The organism is Paracoccus laeviglucosivorans (assembly GCF_900182695.1).
Taxonomy (GTDB): domain Bacteria; phylum Pseudomonadota; class Alphaproteobacteria; order Rhodobacterales; family Rhodobacteraceae; genus Paracoccus; species Paracoccus laeviglucosivorans.
The window spans coordinates 176223-196575 of record NZ_FXTK01000003.1 but is presented as its reverse complement, the minus strand read 5'-3'; the positions used below and the strand labels follow the sequence as shown (position 1 = coordinate 196575).

Sequence of the window (20353 nt, the reverse complement as noted above, 5' to 3'; positions counted from 1 at the left end):
TGGAAGGACAAGTTTTGGTGACGCAGCAACCCGCCGCAATGCACGGGCAGGTCATTGCACCCGGCGGCGGCGGGGCACGTGCGGTCAGCACCACGGTCCGCGTTCCGATCGCCGTCCGGGCGGGGCTGCTGCCTTGGGTGCCTTTCTGGATGTCGCTGGGAATCGGGGGTTGGTTCGCGCTGCCCTTTGATCCCGGTCCGTTGCACTACGGCCTTGCCGCGTTGCTTGTTGTCGGCTGTCTGACGGTGCGTTTTGCAAGTGTCGGGCTTGCCGCGCGGGGACGGATCACATGGGACAGGGCCGACGCTGCGCGCCTTGGTGCTGTCGCATTTCTGCTGATTGCGCTGGGATTTCTATCCGTCGGCATGCGCGCGGCCATCGTCGAGGCTCCGGTGCTGAAATTTCGCTATTACGGCGGGGTCGAGGGGCGCGTGGTCCAGATCGATCGATCATCCGGTGATCGCCTGCGCCTGACGCTGGACCGGGTGGTTCTGGAAAACACGCCGCCGTCGCGGATGCCCGAACGTGTCCGCATCTCGTTGTTCGTCACCGATCCGATGCCCGTTCCCGGACAGCGCGTCATGTTGACGGCGCATCTGGGCCCACCCAACGGTCCCTCTGAGCCCGGAGGTTTCGATTTTCGCCGCATGGCATGGTTCGACGGCCTGGGAGCGGTGGGCTATTCCCGCACGCCGGTGATGACGGTGGCCCCGCCCGAAAGCGGCGGTGCGCTGGCCCTGCACCGTCTGCGCATGAGATTGAGCGAGGGGATCGTTTCGGCCATCGGCGGCCAGGCAGGGGCGGTGTCGTCGGCCCTGATGACCGGGGACCGCTCGGCCATAACCGAGGCCACGAATGATGTGATGCGCGCCTCCAGCCTATATCATATCATCTCGATTTCGGGGCTGCATATGACGATGCTGGCGGGGTTCGTCTATGCGGCGCTGCGGCTTGCAGGCGTGGTTTTGCAACTGGCGGGCGCAATGCCGCGGGCGATGCATAAATGGGCGGCCGGGGGGGCGCTGCTGGCCTCGTTGGTTTATCTGTGGCTGTCGGGCGGGGGCGTCGCGACCGAACGTTCTTTCATCATGGTTGCAGTCATGTTGTTCGCGATCATCGCGGACAGACGCGCCATTTCGCTGCGAACAGTCGCGGTCGCTGCGACCCTGATCCTTGCATGGACGCCCGAGGCGCTGGGATCGGCGGGTTTCCAGATGAGCTTCGCCGCGACAGTGGCGCTGATCCTGTCGCAGGGGCCATGGTCGCAGATCTCGCCACATCTGCCTTGGTGGCTGAAACCTGCGGGAATGCTGGTTCTGTCATCGCTGATCGCTGGTCTTGCGACCACACCCATTGCTGCCGCGCATTTCGGGCGCATTTCGCAATACGGGATGTTGGCGAATTTGTTGGTCGTGCCGGTCGTCGGGGCGGTCGTGATGCCTGCGGGCGTGATTGCGGCGGTTCTTGCTTTGCTGGGTCTGGCGCAGCCCGCGCTATGGTGCATGGGGCTTGGCACGAAATGGATGCTGTTCGTCGCGGAATGGGTCGCGGGTCTGGGGGGCGCGGTGACGGTTCTGCCCGCGCCGCCGGGGATCGTGCTGCCCCTGATCGGGATCGGGGGATGCCTGATGGTGCTGGCCCCCGTGGCGGTTGCGATGGGCGCGCAGATGCGTCATTCGCCGCACCGTTTGATTGGTGTGGCATGTCTGGTGGCGGGGGCCGCAATCTGGGCATGCGATCGCCGCCCGCTGATGCTTGTTTCGCACGAGGGGGACGCTGTGGGTATCATGACCCCGGATGGTCGCGCCTTGTCGCGGCCAAGGGGCGGCAGCTTCACCGCTGCGAACTGGCTTGAGGCGGATGGTGACAGGGCCGATCAGCAACAAGCAGCAGCAAGGCCGCTTTGGACCGGAGATAATGCCGTGCGAACCGCGCTTTTGCGTTTGCCGACAGCCGAGGTGGCAATCCATCACCTGATGGGCAAACGCGGTGCCGAACGGGCGGGGATGCTGTGCCAGCAGGGCGCGATATTGATCGCAAACCTGCCGCTGTCCGACCTGCTTGGACCGAAACCCCCATGCCGGGTCTTTGACAGCCAGCGTCTGCGTCGAACCGGCGCGCTGGCGCTGTTTGCTGACGACGAACTCAGCTATCGCGTTGTTACAGTGCGCGACAGGGCTGGCGAACGTGCATGGTCGGGGGGCGGACGCTGAGGTCGTCCCTGCCGATCAGCGGTGCGTCCGATGGTTCCTGACTGGCGCTGCGACGATCTGATCTGGCGGGCTTGCCCATGCGGTTATGCTTGCCATCAGCCATCAGCCATCAGCCAATGCACCCGCGTCTCGCGCATTATATGCGGATCGCTTGTTGCTGCAGGCCAGGCCGAAAGATGGGGGCTGGTAGGCGCGGAGGGACTCGAACCCCCAACCAAGGCGTTATGAGCGCCCGGCTCTAACCATTGAGCTACACGCCCCCAAACCGAGAATGACCTATGGCCAATGACACGGAAAGGTCAAGCGCGATGCGACAATTTGCACCCGATCCGCTTGGATCATAGGCCAACGTCAAGTCATGGCATCATCATCCGGGGTCGGATTGATCGTATCATCGTTGCTGGTGCCTGATACGCGAACGGCCCAGCACTGCAGTTGCCCGAACCTTCATGTCAGGGCACGGTTGCTGATCCTTGCCAAGTGTCTAGGCTATCCGAAGGCGTCCCTTGTTCTATGACCCCTCAGATCAAGGGCCGCTGCAAAGGTTTTTCGTTCAGCAGATGGCGCTCGATCAGGCGGCGGGCGGGTCTGCCTTTGGCCAGAGTGCGGGCGGATTGCGGATCGATCTGCCCGGCAAGATCGGGAAAGATCGCAAGGATTTCAGCGATAGACTCGACCGGCAGATTGTCGCGGGCAACCTTTCCGAAATACAGCGTTTCCGCCGCGACACCTTGGGCCAGAACGATGTCATGATGGTCGGTCATCAGGTGGATATACCAGAAATCCTGCTCTGGCATCTCGCGGTCGACGCCCGGCAGGTCCAGAAAATCCTTGGCGGCAACCAACACTTCATTTGTGTCGAACATGCGCCGCGCGATAGGGCCGCTGACGATGATGCGGTGTTGGGGCGACAACCGCAGGGGCGCATCGGGCAGACCGGGGGCCAGCGCACCCGCAGCGAAACGGATGGGCCATTGCTGCGGATTCTCGCGCAATCCTGCAGCCAGCATCCGCCGCAGACCGATCCAGCGGATCACGGTTCTGCCGCCCGACGCGGTGCAGATCGCATCACCCACCGCCAGCGTCTCGATCAGGCGCGGCCCATCCGGTGTTTCGATCATCGTGCCAGAGACGAAGCACAGATTGACCGATCCGGGCGTCGGCGGCGTGTCATTGTCAAAGCTGTCGCCGCCATTCGGGATGCGCTGTATCGACTGACCGGGGATCAGCGGGCCGAAATGCTCACCCGTTCCGACCTGCGTGGCGTCGGGCGGAAACGCGGCAAGACCCGGTGCGCCGCCGGGTGCGGTGGTCGGATCATGAGGATCGGCGATGGGCCAGTTTCCAAACGCCGCGACGATGAATTCGCTGGCGGCGGGGTCGTGCAGAATGATGTTGTCGCCCGGATTGTTGATCAACGGGCCCGGACGCCCCGCGCTATAGGAAAGATCGGCATCGGGAAGCGTGCCGCCTGGGCTGACATTGGTGATGACGACGGCATAGCCACCTGCTGGCAGAATTGCGCCTTGCGGAAAGGTGAACCAGTTTCCGGTGCCGGGATCCCAAAGCTCCAGCCCGGACATATCGATCGGATCGTCTGAACTGTTGAAGAACTCGATAAACTCATCCGTCGGATCTGCAGTGCCGCTTTGATCGCTGTCAAAGCCACCGCCACCGGCAACGATCGGCTGTGGATAAATCTCGTTTATCACCAGACCGCCTCGAAGTGCATCGGCCATCGCTCCCTCCCATTTTCAATATGCTTGGTTGTCGCCTATCAGTTGTTTTGTAAGCCCGTTCTTTATTGTCGAATTTGTCGATTTTTGCAGCAGTTCTTACCGAAATCAACAAGATCGTCGCGCCATCGGCGGCACTTGGCCGTGCGGCGGACATTGCTGCTGCTGCCGAATTGGGGCAGCCTTTGCCGCAATCGGAACGGAGCCTGCGATGCGCGACAACCAATTCGACGAAGCCGTCAACGGCACTGTAACGAACCCCTCATTGGGGGTCGGGCTGAACGGTCTGCATGACTGGAGCACGGCGCAGCCATTTCTGGACCACTTCAAGATGGCCCGACCCTGGACCGGGCGGCAGGGTGACACTTTCGGCGCGGTCAGTTTTCAGGAATTGCAGGCGGGCGGATATATCGACGGCTCGGGCTGGCTTTTGGGGGTGCCGGAAGATGTCGATGGCGTCAGCGTCGTTCTGTTGACCGAGCTTGACCCGAATGCCACCGATCTGGCAGGGCGCTATGCGATGACGTGGGACGGGCAGGGCCGGATCAACGTTCTTGGCGGGACCGAGCTTGAGCGCATCGGGAACCGCATCGAATTCGATTTCATCCCCGGATGGGGCCGTCTGGTGGAAATCCGAGTCACGCAGGTCGAACAGCCGATCCGCAATATCCGCGTCATCAAGCTGGACAACGAAAGGCGTTACGATGCGGGCAATATCTTTCGCATCGAATGGCTGGACATGGTGCGGAACTATCGTCTGGTCCGCTTCATGGACTGGATGTTGACGAATAATTCGCAGCAATCGGAATGGCGCGACCGGCCCAGGGTCAGCGATGCCTTTTACACGTGGCGCGGTGCGCCCGTTGAGGTGATGGTGCGGCTGGCCAACGCCATTGGCGCGGATCCGTGGTTCAACATGGCGCATCTGGCCAGCGACGGATATATGCGCAGTTTTGCCGCCTATGTGCGGCGCTATCTGAAGCCGGGGTTGCGTGCGCATTACGAATATTCCAACGAGATGTGGAACATGCAGTTCGACCAGACCCAATGGGCCATCGAACGCGCACGAGAGGTCTGGCCGGATCAGGGTGACGGCTTCGTGCAATGGTATGCTGCCGGTGCGGTCCGCATGGCGCAGATCGTTGGGCAGGCGCATGAGGACGATCCCTCGGGCTGCGTTCGCATCATCTCGACCCACACGCATTGGCAGGGGCTGGAATGGGCGATCCTTGAGGCGCCGAATTGGCGGGCCGGGGATCCGATGCGGCGCGCGCCCTATCAGTATTTCGATGCCTATGCCGTATCGGGCTATTTCGACGGCGGGCTGGACCGCGATGAGAATGTGGCGCGGGTGCGGGATTTGCTGGCTCAGGGGTCTGCCGCCAAGGCCCGGACGGTGCTTTGCACGCAGATGCTGCAAGGCGGCTGGCCCGAAAGTGGGCGCACCGTCGCGAACCTGCGCGAGACGTGGGATTATCAGGCCACGATTGCCAAGGAACGCGGCCTAAGCCTGATCATGTATGAAGGCGGCACGCATATCGTTCCGCCTGCCGAGGTCCGTGCCGATCCCGCGCTGCGGCATTTCTATGAACAATTCAATTATTCGACCGAGATGGCGCAGGTCTATGCAGCCGCGCTGACCGAATGGCGGGCGGCGGGCGGTGCGTTGTTCAACCTGTTCGTCGAATGCGCAAGGGTTGCGGATTTCGGCTATTGGGGCTTGCAGCGCCATGTCGGTGACGAAAATCCGCGCTGGGGCGTGGTCGAGCTGTGGAACCGCGAAAATGCCGGGGCCGCAGACCGCCCTGAGGGCAGCTTTATCGGCAGCTATGAGATTTCGGATCGCTAGCCAGAGCTGCCGCGCAAATGAAAAGGCCGGGCGGATGCCCGGCCTTTCTGTTTTCTGGGCTTTGGCGCGATCAGTCGCGGTTGCCCATGAACTGCAGCAGGAACATGAACATGTTCAGGAAGTCCAGATACAGCTGCAGCGCGCCCATGATGGCGGCTTTGCCAAGGAAGTCGCGGTCCGAATTCGCCATTTGCAGATAAGTGTTCTTGATGTTCTGCGTGTCGAAAGCGGTCAGGCCGGCAAAGATCAGGATACCGATCGCCGAGATGGCGAATTGCATCGCGCTTGATTTCAGGAAGATGTTCACGATCGAGGCGATGATCAGACCGATCAGGCCCATCATCAGGAATGTGCCCATGCCCGACAGGTCGCGCTTGGTGGTATAGCCGTAAAGCGACAGGCCAGCAAAGGCGATCGCGGTGATCAGGAAGGTCTGCACAATCGAGAACGACGTGTAGACCATGAAGATCCAGCTGATCGACACGCCCATGATGGCGGCGAAGAAATAGAACACGGTGGTCGCAGCCGAAACCGACAGACGGTTCACGGCAGCGCCGAACGCAAAGACCATGATCAGCGGCGCGAACATGATCAGCCATTTCAGCGGCGAGGTGTAGATCGCAGCGCCAAACGGCGACAGCGTGCCATCTGCGTTCATCGCCAGACCGGCGATGCCCCAGGCGGCGCCTGCGGTCACAAGCATTGCCACAGCCATCAGGCTGTAGACCTTGTTCATATAGGCGCGAAGGCCCTCATCCACGGCAGCCGAGCGCGTCGCGGTCCCGGCCGTGCGGATCGAATTGTAATCTTGCATAGGTTCTCCCCGGTCGAAAATCGCGGTGCAGCCTTATCGGCCCACCATCGCCAAACATATTGTCAAAGATAGCGATTTTTTCAATGCGGCAGGGCGTAAAAGAACGGCCTGCTGACGAAAAATTCACATAGTGACCACGACCTTGCCAATCGCGCGGCGGCTGGCAAGCAGCTCATATGCCTCGGGCAAACGCTCCAGCGGTAGGGTGGCACCGACATGGGGTCGCAGACGGCCCTGGCGGGCAAGCTCCATCAGTTCGACAAGGCTGGTGCGCAGGATTTCGGGGGCCAGCTTTTCATACCCGCCCCAGTAAAGCCCAAGGATCGAGATGTTCTTGACCAGCGCATGGTTCAGGGGCAGCGCGGGTGGCTGCCCCCCCGCAAAGCCGATGACCAGAAAGCGCCCGCCGGGTTTCAGCGCACCGAAGGCCGCAGCACCCGGCGCATCGCCCACCGGGTCATAGACCACATCCACACCACCCAGATCGCGCAGCGCGGCGCGCAGGTCGGGGCAGGTGGCGCTGTCGATCAGCTCCGTGGCCCCGGCATCGCGCGCTGCTTGCAACCTTTCGGCCCCGCGCGCAATCGCGATGACCCGCGCCCCCAGCGCGGCGCCGATTTCCACCGCAGTCAGTCCCACGCCGCCCGCCGCGCCCAGCACGGCCAGCGTCTCGGCGCGCTGCAGGCTCGCGCGATGCGTCAGTGCCAGATGGCTAGTGCCATAGGCGATGGAAAAACCGGCCGCTTCCTGAAAACCCAGGTTGTCGGGGATTGGGATGCAGCGCGAGGCGGGAAATATCCCGGCCTCGGCCATGGTGCCCTGCGCGTGGACGGCGACACGTGTGCCCGGGGGCAGATCGGTGCCAGGACCGGCGGCCATCACCACTCCGGCACCTTCCAGGCCAGGGACGAAGGGACGGGTGGGCGTATCCTGATAAGTGCCTTGAAGCATCAGAATATCTGCAAAGTTCAGGGCGGCTGCGTGCATTCGGACCAGCACCTCGCCCATGCCCGGCGATTCCAGCACCCGCTCGCCCATGGCGGGCGAAACTGCCTTTTCGGACAACCTTGTCACTTTCCAGTATTCAGGCATGTTTCCCCCTGTCATACAGTCCTCAGGCAACAATTGGGGCCCGGTATCTGAATGTTGCACTCAGGACCGTCCGAGACATTGTCTTTTTGGTCAAGTGGGCAAGTTGATGCTCGAAAATTGCGCTGGACTAATATAGCGCACGTATAGATTGAGTGAGGTGTTACCATGAAGCACAATGTCGATGTCCACGTGGGCAAGCGCATCCGGCACCGCCGCTGGATGATTGGCATGACACAACAGCAGCTGGCCGAGAAGGTCGGCATCAAGTTCCAGCAGATCCAAAAATACGAAACCGGCATGAACCGCGTTTCGGCATCGCGGCTTTGGGACATTGCGCAGGCAGTCGATGTGCCCGTCAGCTTCTTCTTCGAAGGGCTTGAGGACGGTCAACTGCACGATGCCGTCGAAGGCGATATTCTGGCCGATAAAGAAGCGCTGCAACTGGTGCGCGCCTATTACGCCATGCCCGAGGCACAGCGCCGCCAGATCTTCGAACTGGCACGGGTGCTTTCCGACGCCGCATAAGGCGCGACCCCGGCAGTATCGGCTTTCTCTTTTGCTGTCCAACGGCTAAGTCTGGCCCCATTGCAATGTCGCTTTGGGGGTTGGGATGGGTCAGGATCGCGAAATGGCCGTTGGCCGTAAGGGCGCCGCGATCCCGGCGGAAACCGTCGCAGAGATCGTGGCTACGGCCCACCGGCTTGCAGATGCGGCGCGTGGTGAAACCCTGCGCCTGTTCCGCAGCCCAGATCTGCGTCCCGATAACAAACTGACACAGGGCTTTGACCCCGTGACCGAGGCGGATCGCGCCAGCGAACGCGCGATGCGCGCCATCCTTGCGCGCGAACGGGCCGAGGATGCGATCCTTGGCGAAGAATATGGCGCGCAGCCCGGTGTCTCCGGGCTGACATGGGTGCTTGATCCCATCGACGGAACGCGCGCATTTATGGCGGGGGCGCCCAGCTGGGGCGTGCTGATCGGGTTGGCCGACGATCAGGGACCGATCTATGGCATCGTCGATCAGCCGCATCTGGGCGAACGCTTCGAAGGCGGTTTTGGCCGTGCCTTGCTGACGGCGCGCGACGGGATGCAAACGCCGCTTGCGGTTCGGCGGGGCGTAGATCTGTCACAGGCCACGCTGATGACGACCTACCCCGAGGTTGGATCGCCGCAGGAATATGCCGCATTCCGCCGCGTTGCCGACCGTGTGCGGCTGACGCGCTATGGTCTGGATTGCTATGCCTATGCGCTGCTGGCGGCGGGCCATGTCGATCTGGTGATCGAGGCCGGGCTGCAAAGCTATGATGTCGCGGCCCCCATCGCAGTGGTGCAGGCCGCGGGCGGTATCGTGACCGACTGGACTGGCGGTCCGGCGCATCAGGGTGGACGAATTGTCGCAGCAGGTTCGGAAGACCTTCATGCGCAGGCTTTGGAATTGCTGGCAGAATGAAAGCCCGATAATTGAGGCTGCCCGGCACCATGGCTTATGGTGCCGTCAAGATGAATGCCCGTCCGAAAGGAGCCAGCCATGACCGAGCACCGCCAAGCCGAGACTGACGCCCCCGAGGACAAGCTTCAGCTTAGTCAGCAGGATATGGAGGTGATCGGCCGCGCCATCGACACGGGCGATAGCGCCACACTGGACGCGATGCTGTTGCCCGTCCACGCCGCCGACATTGCCGACCTGATCGAGCAGCTTCCGGCGCCGCGCCGCCGTCAGTTCCTTGACCTGTATTCCGGCGAGATGGACGGCGAAATCCTGACCGAGATCGACGAGTCGATCCGCGAGGAGGTGCTGGAACAGCTGCCCCCCGAAGTCGTCGCCGAAGCCGTCCGCGAGATGGACAGCGATGACGTTGTTGACCTGATCGAGGATCTTGAGGAACCTGAAAAGCAGGCGATCCTTGCGGCGTTGGACGACAGCGACCGGGCCGCGGTCGAACAGTCGCTGACATATCCCGAATATTCGGCGGGCCGCCTGATGCAGTCCGAGGTGGTGACTGCGCCCGAACATTGGACCGTGGGTGAAACGATCGACTTTCTGCGTCAGGAAGACTGGCTGCCCGATCAGTTCTATCACGTGGTGCTGGTCGATCCGCGTCGCCACCCCAAGGGCTACGTGACGCTGGGCAAGCTGCTGGCCTCGCGCCGGAACATGCCGCTGCGCGAGATTACCGAAGACAGCTTCCGCACAATCTCGGCCCGGCAGGACGAAGGCGATGTGGCACATGCCTTTAACAAGTATCACCTGATTTCGGCCCCGGTGGTCGATGACCACGACCGGCTGGTCGGCATCATCACCATCGACGATGCCATGTCGGTTCTGGACGAAGAGCACGAAGAAGACATCCTGCGCCTTGCAGGTGTCGGCGATGACAGCTCGATTTCCGACACGATCATGGAAACCGCACGGCAACGCGTGCCGTGGCTTGCGATCAATATCGGCACGGCGCTGATGGCCGCATCCGTCATCGCGTTGTTCGAGGGCGCGATTTCCAAGCTGGTGGCGCTGGCCGTCTTAATGCCGATCGTGGCGTCGATGGGCGGCAATGCGGGCACGCAGACGCTGACGGTCGCCGTGCGCGGTCTGGCAACGCGCAGCCTGACGCGGGCCAATACGATGCGCGTCGTGCGCCGCGAAATGGCGGTCGGACTGCTGAACGGCACGCTGTTCGGGCTGACGATGGGACTTGTGACCTATGCGTGGTTTCGCGATCCCGCGTTAAGCCTTGTGATCGGCATGGCCATGATCGTGAATCTTTTCGTTGCAGCGCTTGGCGGTATCCTGATCCCCCTGGGGCTGGAAAAGGCCGGGGCGGACCCGGCGCTGGCCTCGGGGACATTCGTGACGACGGTGACGGATGTGGTCGGCTTTTTCACGTTTCTCGGCCTCGCTTCGGTGATCCTGCTATGAAGGCCGATCTTCGCAAACAGGCGCTTGCGGCGCGGATGCAGGGCGGTGACGATGCGGCGCTGACGCGGCATTTGTCGGAAATTCTGGCCGGGCGTGGTGCCAAGGTGCTGGCCGGATACTGGCCCATGCGCGGCGAGGCGGATCCGCGCCCCGCAATGGCCATGCATGACGGCCCGGTCTGTCTGCCTGTGGTGCTTGGTCCCGCCCGTCCCTTGGTCTTTCGCCGCTTTGACGGCACGCTGGAACAGGGCAGCTTCGGCACCAGCCACCCGCCCGCCGAGGCCGAGGAACTGACGCCGGAGGTTCTGATCGTGCCGCTGGCCGGTTTCGATCGCGCGGGCAACCGGCTGGGCTATGGCGGTGGCTTTTATGACCGCACGCTGGAAGTGCTGCGGGCAAAAGGCCCTGTCACGGCGATCGGATTCGCCTATTCCGTGCAAGAGATTCGGGCAATTCCCGCAGAAGCCACCGATCAACCGCTGGATTTCATCGTCACCGATCGCGAAATCCTGTCATTTGATCCGAAAAACCGCGCTACCGTCTAAGCGGAACGGAAGCGTAACCTTTTGCCCGCAAAGCTGTGGGTATACCTGTGGAAAACACCTGAACGGACTTCACGAACCCCGCCGGATCGCACGAGATTTCGCGCCTTCCTTGAAAAACGCTTATATTAACAGGGGCTTTCGTCCGAATCTGGCGGGCGTCAGCCACAGTCCGCTGTCAACGCAAGACTGATGCAGCGGCTTAAATATTTGCGTTGAACCACGCTTGAACCTACGGCAGTTTGTATCCCACGCTTGGCGTTCCACCAAATCTAGTGGTCACCCCGGATAGGTAGCGACGCAGGCCAGCAATCAATTAGTCAAGTGGCTGCCGGACAGCTGCTGGCGGGGCACGTTTCCGTCGGCGGATGAGGCTTGGCCGCAACCTAGCAGGGGCGAAGGCATGAGGATCGAGCGGCGCTTTACCACCGACAAATCCGAGGCTTATGGCGACATCTCCTTTGCCTCGACCGCGAGCGAGATTCGCAATCCCGACGGCAAGGTCGTATTCCAGAACGATGCCGTGGAAATCCCCGAGGGCTGGTCGCAGGTCGCATCGGATGTGATCGCGCAGAAGTATTTCCGCAAGGCTGGCGTCCCCGCACGGCTGAAACGTGTCAAGGAAAAGGACGTTCCCGCGTTCCTGTGGCGGTCCGTTCCCGATACCGAGGCGCTGGCGAAGCTTCCCGAAGATCAGCGGCTGGTGGGTGAAACCTCGGCCCGGCAGGTCTTTGACCGTCTGGCGGGGGCATGGGCCTATTGGGGCTGGAAGGGCGGCTATTTCACCGACGAATCCGACGCCCGTGCCTATTATGACGAAATGCGCTTCATGCTGGCCCGTCAGATGGGTGCACCCAACAGCCCGCAATGGTTCAACACCGGCCTGCATTGGGCCTACGGCATCGACGGCCCGTCGCAGGGCCATTTCTACGTCGATCACCAGACCGGCAAGCTGGTGAAATCCGACAGCGCCTATGAACACCCGCAGCCCCATGCCTGTTTCATCCAGTCCGTCAGCGACGATCTGGTGAACGAAGGCGGCATCATGGACCTGTGGGTGCGCGAGGCGCGGCTTTTCAAATACGGCTCGGGAACGGGCACCAATTTTTCGTCCCTGCGTGGGGAGGGCGAGAAACTGTCGGGCGGCGGCAAATCTTCGGGGCTCATGGGCTTTCTGAAGATCGGAGACCGGGCAGCCGGAGCGATCAAATCGGGCGGAACGACCCGACGCGCGGCAAAGATGGTGATCTGCGACATGGATCACCCCGACATCGAGCAGTTCATCAACTGGAAGGTCATCGAGGAACAAAAGGTCGCCTCACTGGTGGCTGGTTCCAAGATGCACGAACGGCAGCTGAACGAGATCTTCGCCGCGATCCGGCAATGGGACGGGGAGGCTGACGCGGCCACCGATCCCGCCCGGAACGCGGCGCTGAAATCGGCGATCCGCGCCGCAAAACGCAGCATGATCCCGGAGACCTATGTCAACCGGGTTCTGCAATACGCCCGTCAGGGTTTTGATTCGATTGAATTTCCGACTTACGATACCGATTGGGACAGTGACGCTTATCTGTCGGTCTCGGGCCAGAATTCCAACAATTCCGTGCGCGTGACCGACAGCTTTCTTCGTGCCGTGCGCGAGGATGCCGATTGGGAGCTGCTGCGCCGCACCGACGGCAAGGTCGCCAAGACCGTCAAGGCGCGCGATCTTTGGGACCAGATCGGCCATGCAGCCTGGGCCTGCGCCGATCCGGGCATCCAGTTCCATGATACGGTGAACGCATGGCATACCTGCCCGGCGGATGGCCCGATCCGGGGCAGCAATCCGTGCAGCGAATACATGTTTCTGGATGATACGGCCTGCAACCTTGCGTCGATGAACCTGCTGACCTTCTGGGACGGTGCCGAGTTCGACGCGGGCGCCTATGTCCATGCCAGCCGCCTTTGGACCGTGACGCTGGAGATCAGTGTGCTGATGGCGCAGTTCCCGTCCAAGGAGATCGCGCAGCGCAGCTATGATTTCCGCACGCTGGGTCTGGGCTACGCCAATATCGGCGGGCTGCTGATGAATATGGGGCTTGGCTACGATTCCGCCGCCGGCCGGGCGCTGTGCGGCGCGCTGACCGCGATCATGACCGGCGTGGCCTATGCGACATCCGCTGAAATGGCCGCGCGGCTGGGGCCGTTTCCGGGCTATGCGCGCAATGCCGATCAGATGCTGCGCGTCATCCGCAACCACCGCGCCGCCGCGCATGGCACGGGCGCTTATGATGGCGTGAACGTGCGTCCGGTGGAACTGGACGCTGCAAATTGCCCCGATCCGCGTCTGGTGGCGCTGGCCCAAGGCGCATGGGACGAGGCGCTGACGCTGGGCGAGGAGCATGGCTTCCGCAACGCCCAGACCTCGGTCATCGCGCCGACCGGCACCATCGGTCTGGTGATGGATTGCGATACCACCGGGATCGAGCCGGACTTTGCGCTGGTCAAGTTCAAGAAGCTGGCGGGTGGCGGTTACTTCAAGATCATCAACCGCTCGGTTCCGGCGGCGCTGGAGACGCTGGGCTATGGTCCGGCCCAGATCGAAGAGATCGTCGCCTATGCCGTGGGCCATGCCAGCCTTGGCAACTGCCCCGGCATCAACCATTCCAGCCTTGTGGGCCATGGTTTCGGTGCGCGGGAACTGAAAAAGATCGAAGGCGCGCTGGCCTCGGCTTTCGATATTCGCTTCGTCTTCAATCAATGGACATTGGGCGAGGAGTTCTGCCGCGAAACACTGGGCATCCCCGCCGCCAAGCTGCTGGACCCGACCTTCGATCTGCTGCGCCATCTGGGCTTTACCAAGGCGCAGATCGATGCGGCGAACGACCATGTTTGCGGCACGATGACATTGGAAGGTGCGCCGCATCTGAAGCCCGCGCATTACGCCGTGTTCGATTGCGCCAGCACCTGCGGCAAGCGTGGCACGCGCTTCCTGTCGGTGGACAGCCATATCCGCATGATGGCGGCGGCGCAAAGCTTCATCTCGGGCGCGATTTCCAAAACCATCAACATGCCCAGCAACGCCACGATTTCCGACGCCTTGGCCGCATATGAACTTTCTTGGTCACTGGGGATCAAGGCGAATGCGCTTTACCGCGACGGCTCGAAACTGTCGCAGCCGCTGGCATCCGCGCTGGTCGAGGATGACGAGGAGGCCGAGGACATTCTTGCAACCGGCAGCCCGCAGGAAAAAGTCGCGGTGATCGCCGAAAAGATCGTCGAAAAGATCATCGTCAAAGAGGCCGTGCGCAGCCACCGCGAAAAGCTGCCGCAACGCCGCAAAGGATATACGCAGAAAGCCATCGTGGGTGGGCACAAGGTCTATCTTCGGACGGGGGAATATGACGACGGGGCCTTGGGCGAGATTTTCATCGACATGCACAAGGAAGGCGCGGGCTTCCGCGCGATGATGAACAACTTTGCCATCGCGGTGTCGGTCGGCCTGCAATACGGCGTGCCGCTGGATGAATTCGTCGATGCCTTTACCTTTACCCGGTTCGAACCTGCCGGCATGGTGCAGGGCAATGACAGCATCAAGAATGCCACCTCGATCCTTGATTACGTGTTCCGCGAACTCGCGGTCAGCTATCTGGACCGCACCGATCTGGCCCATGTCGCGCCGCAAGGCGCCCGGTTCGATGACATGGGCGATGGCGAGGCCGAAGGGCAGGCGAACATCACGCCCGTCAGCGCCACGGGCTCCCGCTCGTTGGAGATGCTGAAGCAGATCAGCTCGACGGGGTATCTGCGCAAACGCCTGCCGCAGGATCTGATGGTGCTGCAAAGCTCGGTTTCGGCCACGGCGGTCGCGCAGCTGGATCATCGCACCAAAGCGAAGATGCAGGGATATGAGGGCGATCCCTGCGGCGAATGCGGCAATTACACGCTGGTCAGGAACGGCACTTGCATGAAGTGCAACACCTGCGGCGGCACCAGCGGTTGCAGTTGAAACCATTGGCATGTGCGCAAGGCCCGGATGTTTTCCGGGCCTTTTTTAATGCTTGCGCGGTAGATGGCGGAACCCACGCGGTTTCAACGCCTTGACCCCGCCTGTGCGGCAAGTCACGATCAGTTCATTCCTTGCGAGCGTGGTTCATTTGCAACGCCCCTGAAAATCCCCTTCAACATGAGCATATTGCCAGCGTGGGCCAAGAACGACTGGCAGCGAAGGAGACCATCCAGATGAAAAACCTGTCACCCCGTCATTTCCTGACCGCCTCGGGGCTGGCCATTGCGATTGCCGCGTCCTCTGCGGCATTCGCGCAGGCACCCGCGACGCAGAACCCGCAGGAAGCTGCGAATAACAACCAGCCGCTTGCCGCCCCGAACTCGGAGGCGCGGCGCGAGCAGGTGATGCCCGAGACCTTCGCGGACCTTGTCGATCAGGTCAGCCCGGCCGTCGTGAACATCACCACCACATCGACCGTTTCCTCGCCTTTGGCGGGGGGCCTGCAGATCCCCGAGGGCAGCCCCTTCAGCGATCTTTTCCGTGAATTCGGTTTTCCCGGTATGCCGCAGGGCCCGGATGGGCAGCAGCCCTTTGGTCGCGGCGGACCCCAGCAAGAGCAGCGTTCTAACGCGCTGGGTTCGGGGTTTGTCGTTTCGGCGGACGGGTTGATCGTCACGAACAACCACGTCATCGACGGCGCGGACGAGATCGAGATCGAATTCTTCTCGGGCAAGACCCTGCCTGCCAAGGTCGTGGGCAAGGACGAAAAGACCGACATCGCCGTGCTCAAGGTCGAAAGCGCAGACCCGCTGCCTTTCGTCAAGTTCGGTGACAGCGACCGTTCGCGCGTCGGCGACTGGGTGCTGGCGCTGGGGAACCCGCTGGGTCAGGGCTTTTCGGCCTCGACCGGGATCGTTTCGGCGCGGAACCGTGCGCTTTCAGGAACTTACGATGACTTCATCCAAACGGATGCAGCCATTAACCGCGGCAACTCGGGCGGGCCGCTGTTCAACATGGACGGCGAGGTGATCGGCGTGAACACCGCGATCCTGTCGCCCAACGGCGGCTCGATCGGGATTGGCTTCTCGATGGCGTCGAATGTCGTCAGCAAGGTCGTCGAGCAGCTTGAGGAATTTGGCGAGACCCGTCGCGGCTGGCTGGGCGTCAAGATCCAGCCCGTCACGCAGGACATCGCCGAATCGCTGGGCCTTGCCAATGCCGATGGCGCGATGGTCACCGATGTTCCCGAAGGTCCGGCGCTTGATGCGGGCATGAAGGCGGGCGACGTCATCACCAGCTTCGCCGGTGGCGAGGTCAAGGATCCGCGCGATTTGGTGCGCCGCGTCGCAGATGCCCCGGTGGGTGAGGCCGTGGATGTGACCGTTCAGCGTGATGGCAAGCCGGTCGATCTGAAGATCACGCTGGGCCGTCGCGAACTGGCCGAAGGCGGCGGTGCGCAGGTCGGCAAGGGGAACGGCGAACAATCGGGCAGCGAAAGCACATCGGAACTGCTGGGCATGAGCGTCGTGCCGATGACGCCGGAAATCGCCGGTGAACTGGGCGTGTCGCGGGACATGACCGGGCTGGTGGTGCAATCGGTCGATCCCGAAGGTGCCGCCGCCGACAAGGGCCTGACCACGGGCGACGTGATCACCGAGGCGGGCCAGCAACCCGTGACCACGCTGGCCGATCTGGAGGCACGCATCAAGGATGCCCGCGATGCAGGCCGCAAGTCGATCCTGATGATGGTGCGCCGCGCGGGTGAGCCGCGCTTTGTCGCGCTGCCTGTTCAGCAGAACTGATGACGAAAAAGGCCGGGCGCGATGCCCGGCCTTTCTTACTGGTCCGATCGGGGCGCCCTTTGCGGCGCCCCTTTTGCGTCACGGCTGGGCCGGTGCTGCCGGTGCCGCGGGCGCTGCCGGGGCGGCTGCGGGTGCTGCACCAGCCGGTGCGGCGGCGGGCAGGTCTTTGTTCGCTTCGGCCAGCGCGTCCAGACCGGCGGTGATGCCCGACAGCGACAGGTTCAGCCGGACCGGCTGATCCTTGGGCGCGCCGAACGGCAGCAGGGTCACTGCTGCGGTCTTGCCGCGTTTCATCGGGGCCAGTTCGGCATCGGTCAGCCCGATGCGCGAAATGCATCCCACCGGCGCGCACAGCATGAAGGGATAGCGGCGGGCTTCGCCCGTATCGACTTGAAGCCCCATACCCGCCTGAAGATCGGTCTCCAGCGGCGCGACGAAGGTGACCACGGCTTTGACGTTGCCGGTCATCGGCAGGATCGAGGTTTCAGCAACGGCCGAGCCCTGCTGGTCTTTCAGCAGTTGATAAAGCTCGCACGGGTCTTTCCCGTCCGGCGTCTTCATGCAGCGCAGCGTCCAGTCGCCATGCGTCGATTTGGCATAGGTCTGGCCCGGCTGCGGTTCGCCATTGGCGGGGGCGGTGGTGCCCGGCGCAGCAGGAGCGGCGGCCTCGGCACCTGCTGCGGGCGCAGCGGATGTTTCGGCGGCCGGAGCGGGCGTTGCAGGCGCTTCGGCGGCGGGAGCTTCGGCTGCGGGCGCAGCGGGGGCTTCGGAGGTTTGCGCCATCGCGCCGGCAGCCCCGGCGATCGTGAAGATGGCGGCGAGCAGTGCCGCGGACGTCCTGTTGGCCATGGTTCTCTTCCTTTGGTCCAAGTTGTCGCGGTGGTGGTAACACGCGGCCTGCGGCTTGTCAGGGGCGATCCCCCGCGAAACTGTCAACTTTATGTTTCCTTGCCGTGCGATAGCCGCCCACAAGCGGGACCGTGCCGATGCCGATCGCCAGAAACGAAGAAACCCGGAACGCGATTTTCCGCGCGCCGGGTTTCCAAGATTTACATCCCTGCCGGACTGGCCGGTCGTCATTGCCTCGGAAGCTAGAATGCGCCGAGAGCGGCGTCAACTGTCCGAATCGTCATCTTTCGTCATAAGGCTGTCATTTGTCTGGACTGAATCGTTCGGATTTCATCTGTGCGACCTGCACCGCAAACTGAGGCCGCTGGGCAGTCGAACACTGGCGCAAATCTGTTTCGCTTGTATTGTCCTTTGGTATTGCCTTGTTTTCTGTTTGTCATGCCGAGGGACATCATGGCCGATATCGTCGATCTGGATGCTGGAACCGTGGTCGTCGGGGGTGGCGGCGCGGATTACGCGACCCAGCAAAAGCTGCTGCTGAAATACGCAAACCGCCACGGCCTGATTGCGGGCGCCACCGGGACCGGCAAAACCGTGACGCTGCAGACGCTGGCCGAATCGTTTTCGCGCGCAGGCATCCCAGTTTTCCTGTCGGATGTGAAAGGCGATCTGGCGGGAATCGCAAAAGCGGGCAGCGTTGACGCGCCGCTGAACGAACCTTTCCAGAAACGCGCGACGCAGATTGGCATCACGCTGGACTATCAGGCTTTTCCGGTCACGTTCTGGGACATCTGGGGTGAGCGTGGCCATCCTGTCCGCACTACGCCTGCCGAGATGGGGCCGCTGCTGCTGTCGCGGCTGATGAACCTGACCGATGCGCAGGAAGGCGTGCTGAACATCGCGTTCCGCGTGGCGGACGAAGAAGGTCTGGCGCTGCTGGACATGAAGGACTTGCAGGCCATGCTGGTCTGGGTCGGCCAGAACGCCAAGGATCTTAGCCTGAAATATGGCAATGTCTCGACCGCATCGGTGGGCGCGATCCAGCGCGCGCTGATGGTGCTGGAGAACGAGGGGGGCAACCTGCTGTTCGGGGAACCGGCGCTGGAACTGGCCGACATGATGCGGCTGGACGCTTCGGGCAAGGGGATGGTGAATATCCTGTCGGCGGAAAAGCTGATGAACTCGCCCCGGCTATACGCGACATTCCTTTTGTGGCTGATGTCCGAACTGTTCGAGCAGCTGCCCGAGGTGGGCGATCCCGACAAACCGCGCATCGCCTTTTTCTTCGACGAGGCGCATCTGCTATTCGACGATGCCCCCGCCGCGCTGATCGACAAGATCGAACAGGTGGCGCGGCTGATCCGGTCCAAGGGCGTCAGCATCTGGTTCATCAGCCAGAACCCCGCCGATCTGCCGGAATCGGTGCTGGGACAGCTTGGCAACCGCGTGCAGCACGCGCTGCGCGCCTTTACCGCCAAGGATCAAAAGGCGCTGCGGCTGGCCGCCCAGAACTATCGTCCGAACCTGGATTTCGATATAGCCGAGGCCATTCAGGCGGTCGGCACGGGTGAGGCGGTGACCTCGCTTCTGGAAGCCAAGGGCGTGCCCGGTATTGCGCAGCGCACGCTGATCCGCCCGCCATTGGCGCAGAACGGTCCGATCACCGATGCCGAACGTGCGGCAATCATCGCCGCCTCACCGATGGGCCTGAAATATGGCAAGTCGCTGGACCGCGAATCCGCTGCCGAATTGCTGGCCAAGCGGGCCGAGCTTGCCGCGCAGGAGGCCGCCGACAAGGCTGCGGCGGAAACCGGCACGGCCAAGGGGAACGACGACATCTTTGCCATCCCGCGCGAACACAACCGGGGACGGCGCTATGACGCCTCGATCCAGATCCGGGACGAAGCGCCTGCGCCACGTCAGCGCACCAGCCGGGCGTCATCAAGCGACACCATCGCCACGGCTTTCGGCAAAAGCCTTGCGCGGCAATTGGGCACCAAGACCGGACAGGCGCTGGTCAGGGGCGTGCTTGGATCGCTGTTCCGGGGAAAATGACCGGGCGCGGCGCAGCCGCAGCCGTTTCTGCCATGATCGCGATAAGCAAAAGCACGTGGCGTTGCAGGTCGTAATCGGCCTGCCTTTCGCAACGGGCGTGGTTCAGCCGCTCTTCTTCGGTGCGCAGCCGGGGCAGGGCTGCGCCTGTCATCGGCAGTTCCTCGCACCGTAGCAACCGGCGCAGGTCACGGTCGCGGTTCCATCCGCGAAGCCCGATCCGTGCGGCCTGCACCAGCACCCGCGGGCGGCGAAAGCCGGGTTGGCGCGGGCGGGGCTGAAAAAAGATCACGTTCGGCTGCATCATCATGGGCAAGCTCCTGAAGGGGTGGCCAGCGGAATATCTGCAACTGGAACGTGTGTTGCGCGCAGCGGGCAAGCTCCGCGCGGCTTGGCAAGGATTCATTAGGAATTCTTAGCAAATACTCAACCATCGGAAGCCGGGCCCACAGTCTCGGGCAAATTGATGGGTGAGTGCCGATCCGCTCTCCCTTAGGAAACG

At 62.5% G+C, this 20353-nt stretch carries 14 protein-coding genes and 1 tRNA gene; 9 read left to right on the top strand and 6 right to left on the bottom strand.

Features of this window, described 5'->3' with window-relative positions; translation table 11 throughout:
- The first annotated feature begins 17 nt into the window (after nt 1-17).
- Nucleotides 18-2213, top strand: coding sequence for a ComEC/Rec2 family competence protein (locus FN835_RS04770; RefSeq protein ID WP_246098651.1), 2196 nt, complete (start codon nt 18-20; stop codon nt 2211-2213).
- A 184-nt stretch (nt 2214-2397) separates the two neighbouring features.
- Here the strand turns inward: FN835_RS04770 and FN835_RS04765 are convergent.
- Nucleotides 2398-2473 (bottom strand) — tRNA-Ile (locus tag FN835_RS04765).
- Between the two features lie 261 nt (nt 2474-2734).
- Nucleotides 2735-3952: a Hint domain-containing protein gene (locus FN835_RS04760; RefSeq protein WP_142662055.1), complete on the bottom strand. Its 1218-nt coding sequence runs from the start codon at nt 3950-3952 to the stop codon at nt 2735-2737.
- Nucleotides 3953-4160: 208 nt separating this feature from the next.
- Here FN835_RS04760 and FN835_RS04755 point away from each other — a divergent pair, with 208 nt between their 5' ends.
- Entirely contained in the window at nt 4161-5798 is a 1638-nt protein-coding gene (locus FN835_RS04755; protein WP_142662054.1) for a hypothetical protein, read from the top strand.
- Nucleotides 5799-5868: 70 nt separating this feature from the next.
- Here the strand turns inward: FN835_RS04755 and FN835_RS04750 are convergent, their stop codons facing one another.
- Both FN835_RS04750 and FN835_RS04745 read right to left on the bottom strand, forming a co-directional pair.
- Nucleotides 5869-6612 (bottom strand): Bax inhibitor-1/YccA family protein, encoded by a 744-nt coding sequence (locus tag FN835_RS04750; RefSeq protein WP_142662053.1) that lies wholly within the window; start codon nt 6610-6612, stop codon nt 5869-5871.
- A 123-nt stretch (nt 6613-6735) separates the two neighbouring features.
- Entirely contained in the window at nt 6736-7704 is a 969-nt protein-coding gene (locus FN835_RS04745) for an NADPH:quinone oxidoreductase family protein (protein WP_142662052.1), read from the bottom strand.
- 165 nt (nt 7705-7869) lie between these two features.
- Between FN835_RS04745 and FN835_RS04740 the strand changes: the two genes are divergently transcribed.
- The 6 genes from FN835_RS04740 (at nt 7870) to FN835_RS04715 (ending at nt 16950) form a co-directional block, all read left to right on the top strand.
- On the top strand, nt 7870-8229 hold the full coding sequence (locus FN835_RS04740) for a helix-turn-helix domain-containing protein (RefSeq protein ID WP_142662051.1): 360 nt from the start codon (nt 7870-7872) through the stop codon (nt 8227-8229).
- Nucleotides 8230-8332: 103 nt separating this feature from the next.
- Nucleotides 8333-9154: an inositol monophosphatase family protein gene (locus tag FN835_RS04735; RefSeq protein WP_142662050.1), complete on the top strand. Its 822-nt coding sequence runs from the start codon at nt 8333-8335 to the stop codon at nt 9152-9154.
- 78 nt (nt 9155-9232) lie between these two features.
- A complete protein-coding gene (gene mgtE / locus FN835_RS04730; protein WP_142662049.1) occupies nt 9233-10618 on the top strand; it encodes a magnesium transporter in 1386 nt (461 codons plus the stop codon).
- A complete protein-coding gene (locus FN835_RS04725; protein ID WP_142662048.1) occupies nt 10615-11163 on the top strand; it encodes a 5-formyltetrahydrofolate cyclo-ligase in 549 nt (182 codons plus the stop codon). The genes mgtE and FN835_RS04725 overlap by 4 nt, the downstream gene beginning before the upstream one ends.
- Before the next feature lie 400 nt (nt 11164-11563).
- Nucleotides 11564-15148: a vitamin B12-dependent ribonucleotide reductase gene (locus tag FN835_RS04720; protein WP_142662047.1), complete on the top strand. Its 3585-nt coding sequence runs from the start codon at nt 11564-11566 to the stop codon at nt 15146-15148.
- 233 nt (nt 15149-15381) lie between these two features.
- Nucleotides 15382-16950 carry a DegQ family serine endoprotease gene (locus tag FN835_RS04715; protein WP_142662046.1) on the top strand — a complete coding sequence of 523 codons (1569 nt, stop codon included), beginning with the start codon at nt 15382-15384 and terminating at the stop codon, nt 16948-16950.
- Nucleotides 16951-17028: 78 nt separating this feature from the next.
- Here FN835_RS04715 and FN835_RS04710 read toward each other — a convergent pair whose 3' ends face one another.
- The gene (locus tag FN835_RS04710) at nt 17029-17799 is read right to left on the bottom strand and encodes an invasion associated locus B family protein (protein WP_142662045.1); all 771 of its coding nucleotides are present in this window, start codon (nt 17797-17799) and stop codon (nt 17029-17031) included.
- 453 nt (nt 17800-18252) lie between these two features.
- Between FN835_RS04710 and FN835_RS04705 the strand changes: the two genes are divergently transcribed.
- Nucleotides 18253-19854 (top strand): helicase HerA-like domain-containing protein, encoded by a 1602-nt coding sequence (locus FN835_RS04705; protein ID WP_142662044.1) that lies wholly within the window; start codon nt 18253-18255, stop codon nt 19852-19854.
- Here FN835_RS04705 and FN835_RS04700 read toward each other — a convergent pair.
- Nucleotides 19817-20161, bottom strand: a complete 345-nt coding sequence (locus tag FN835_RS04700; protein ID WP_142662043.1) for a DUF6477 family protein — start codon at nt 20159-20161, stop codon at nt 19817-19819. The two genes, FN835_RS04705 and FN835_RS04700, sit on opposite strands and share 38 nt — an antisense overlap.
- Nucleotides 20162-20353 lie beyond the last annotated feature (192 nt).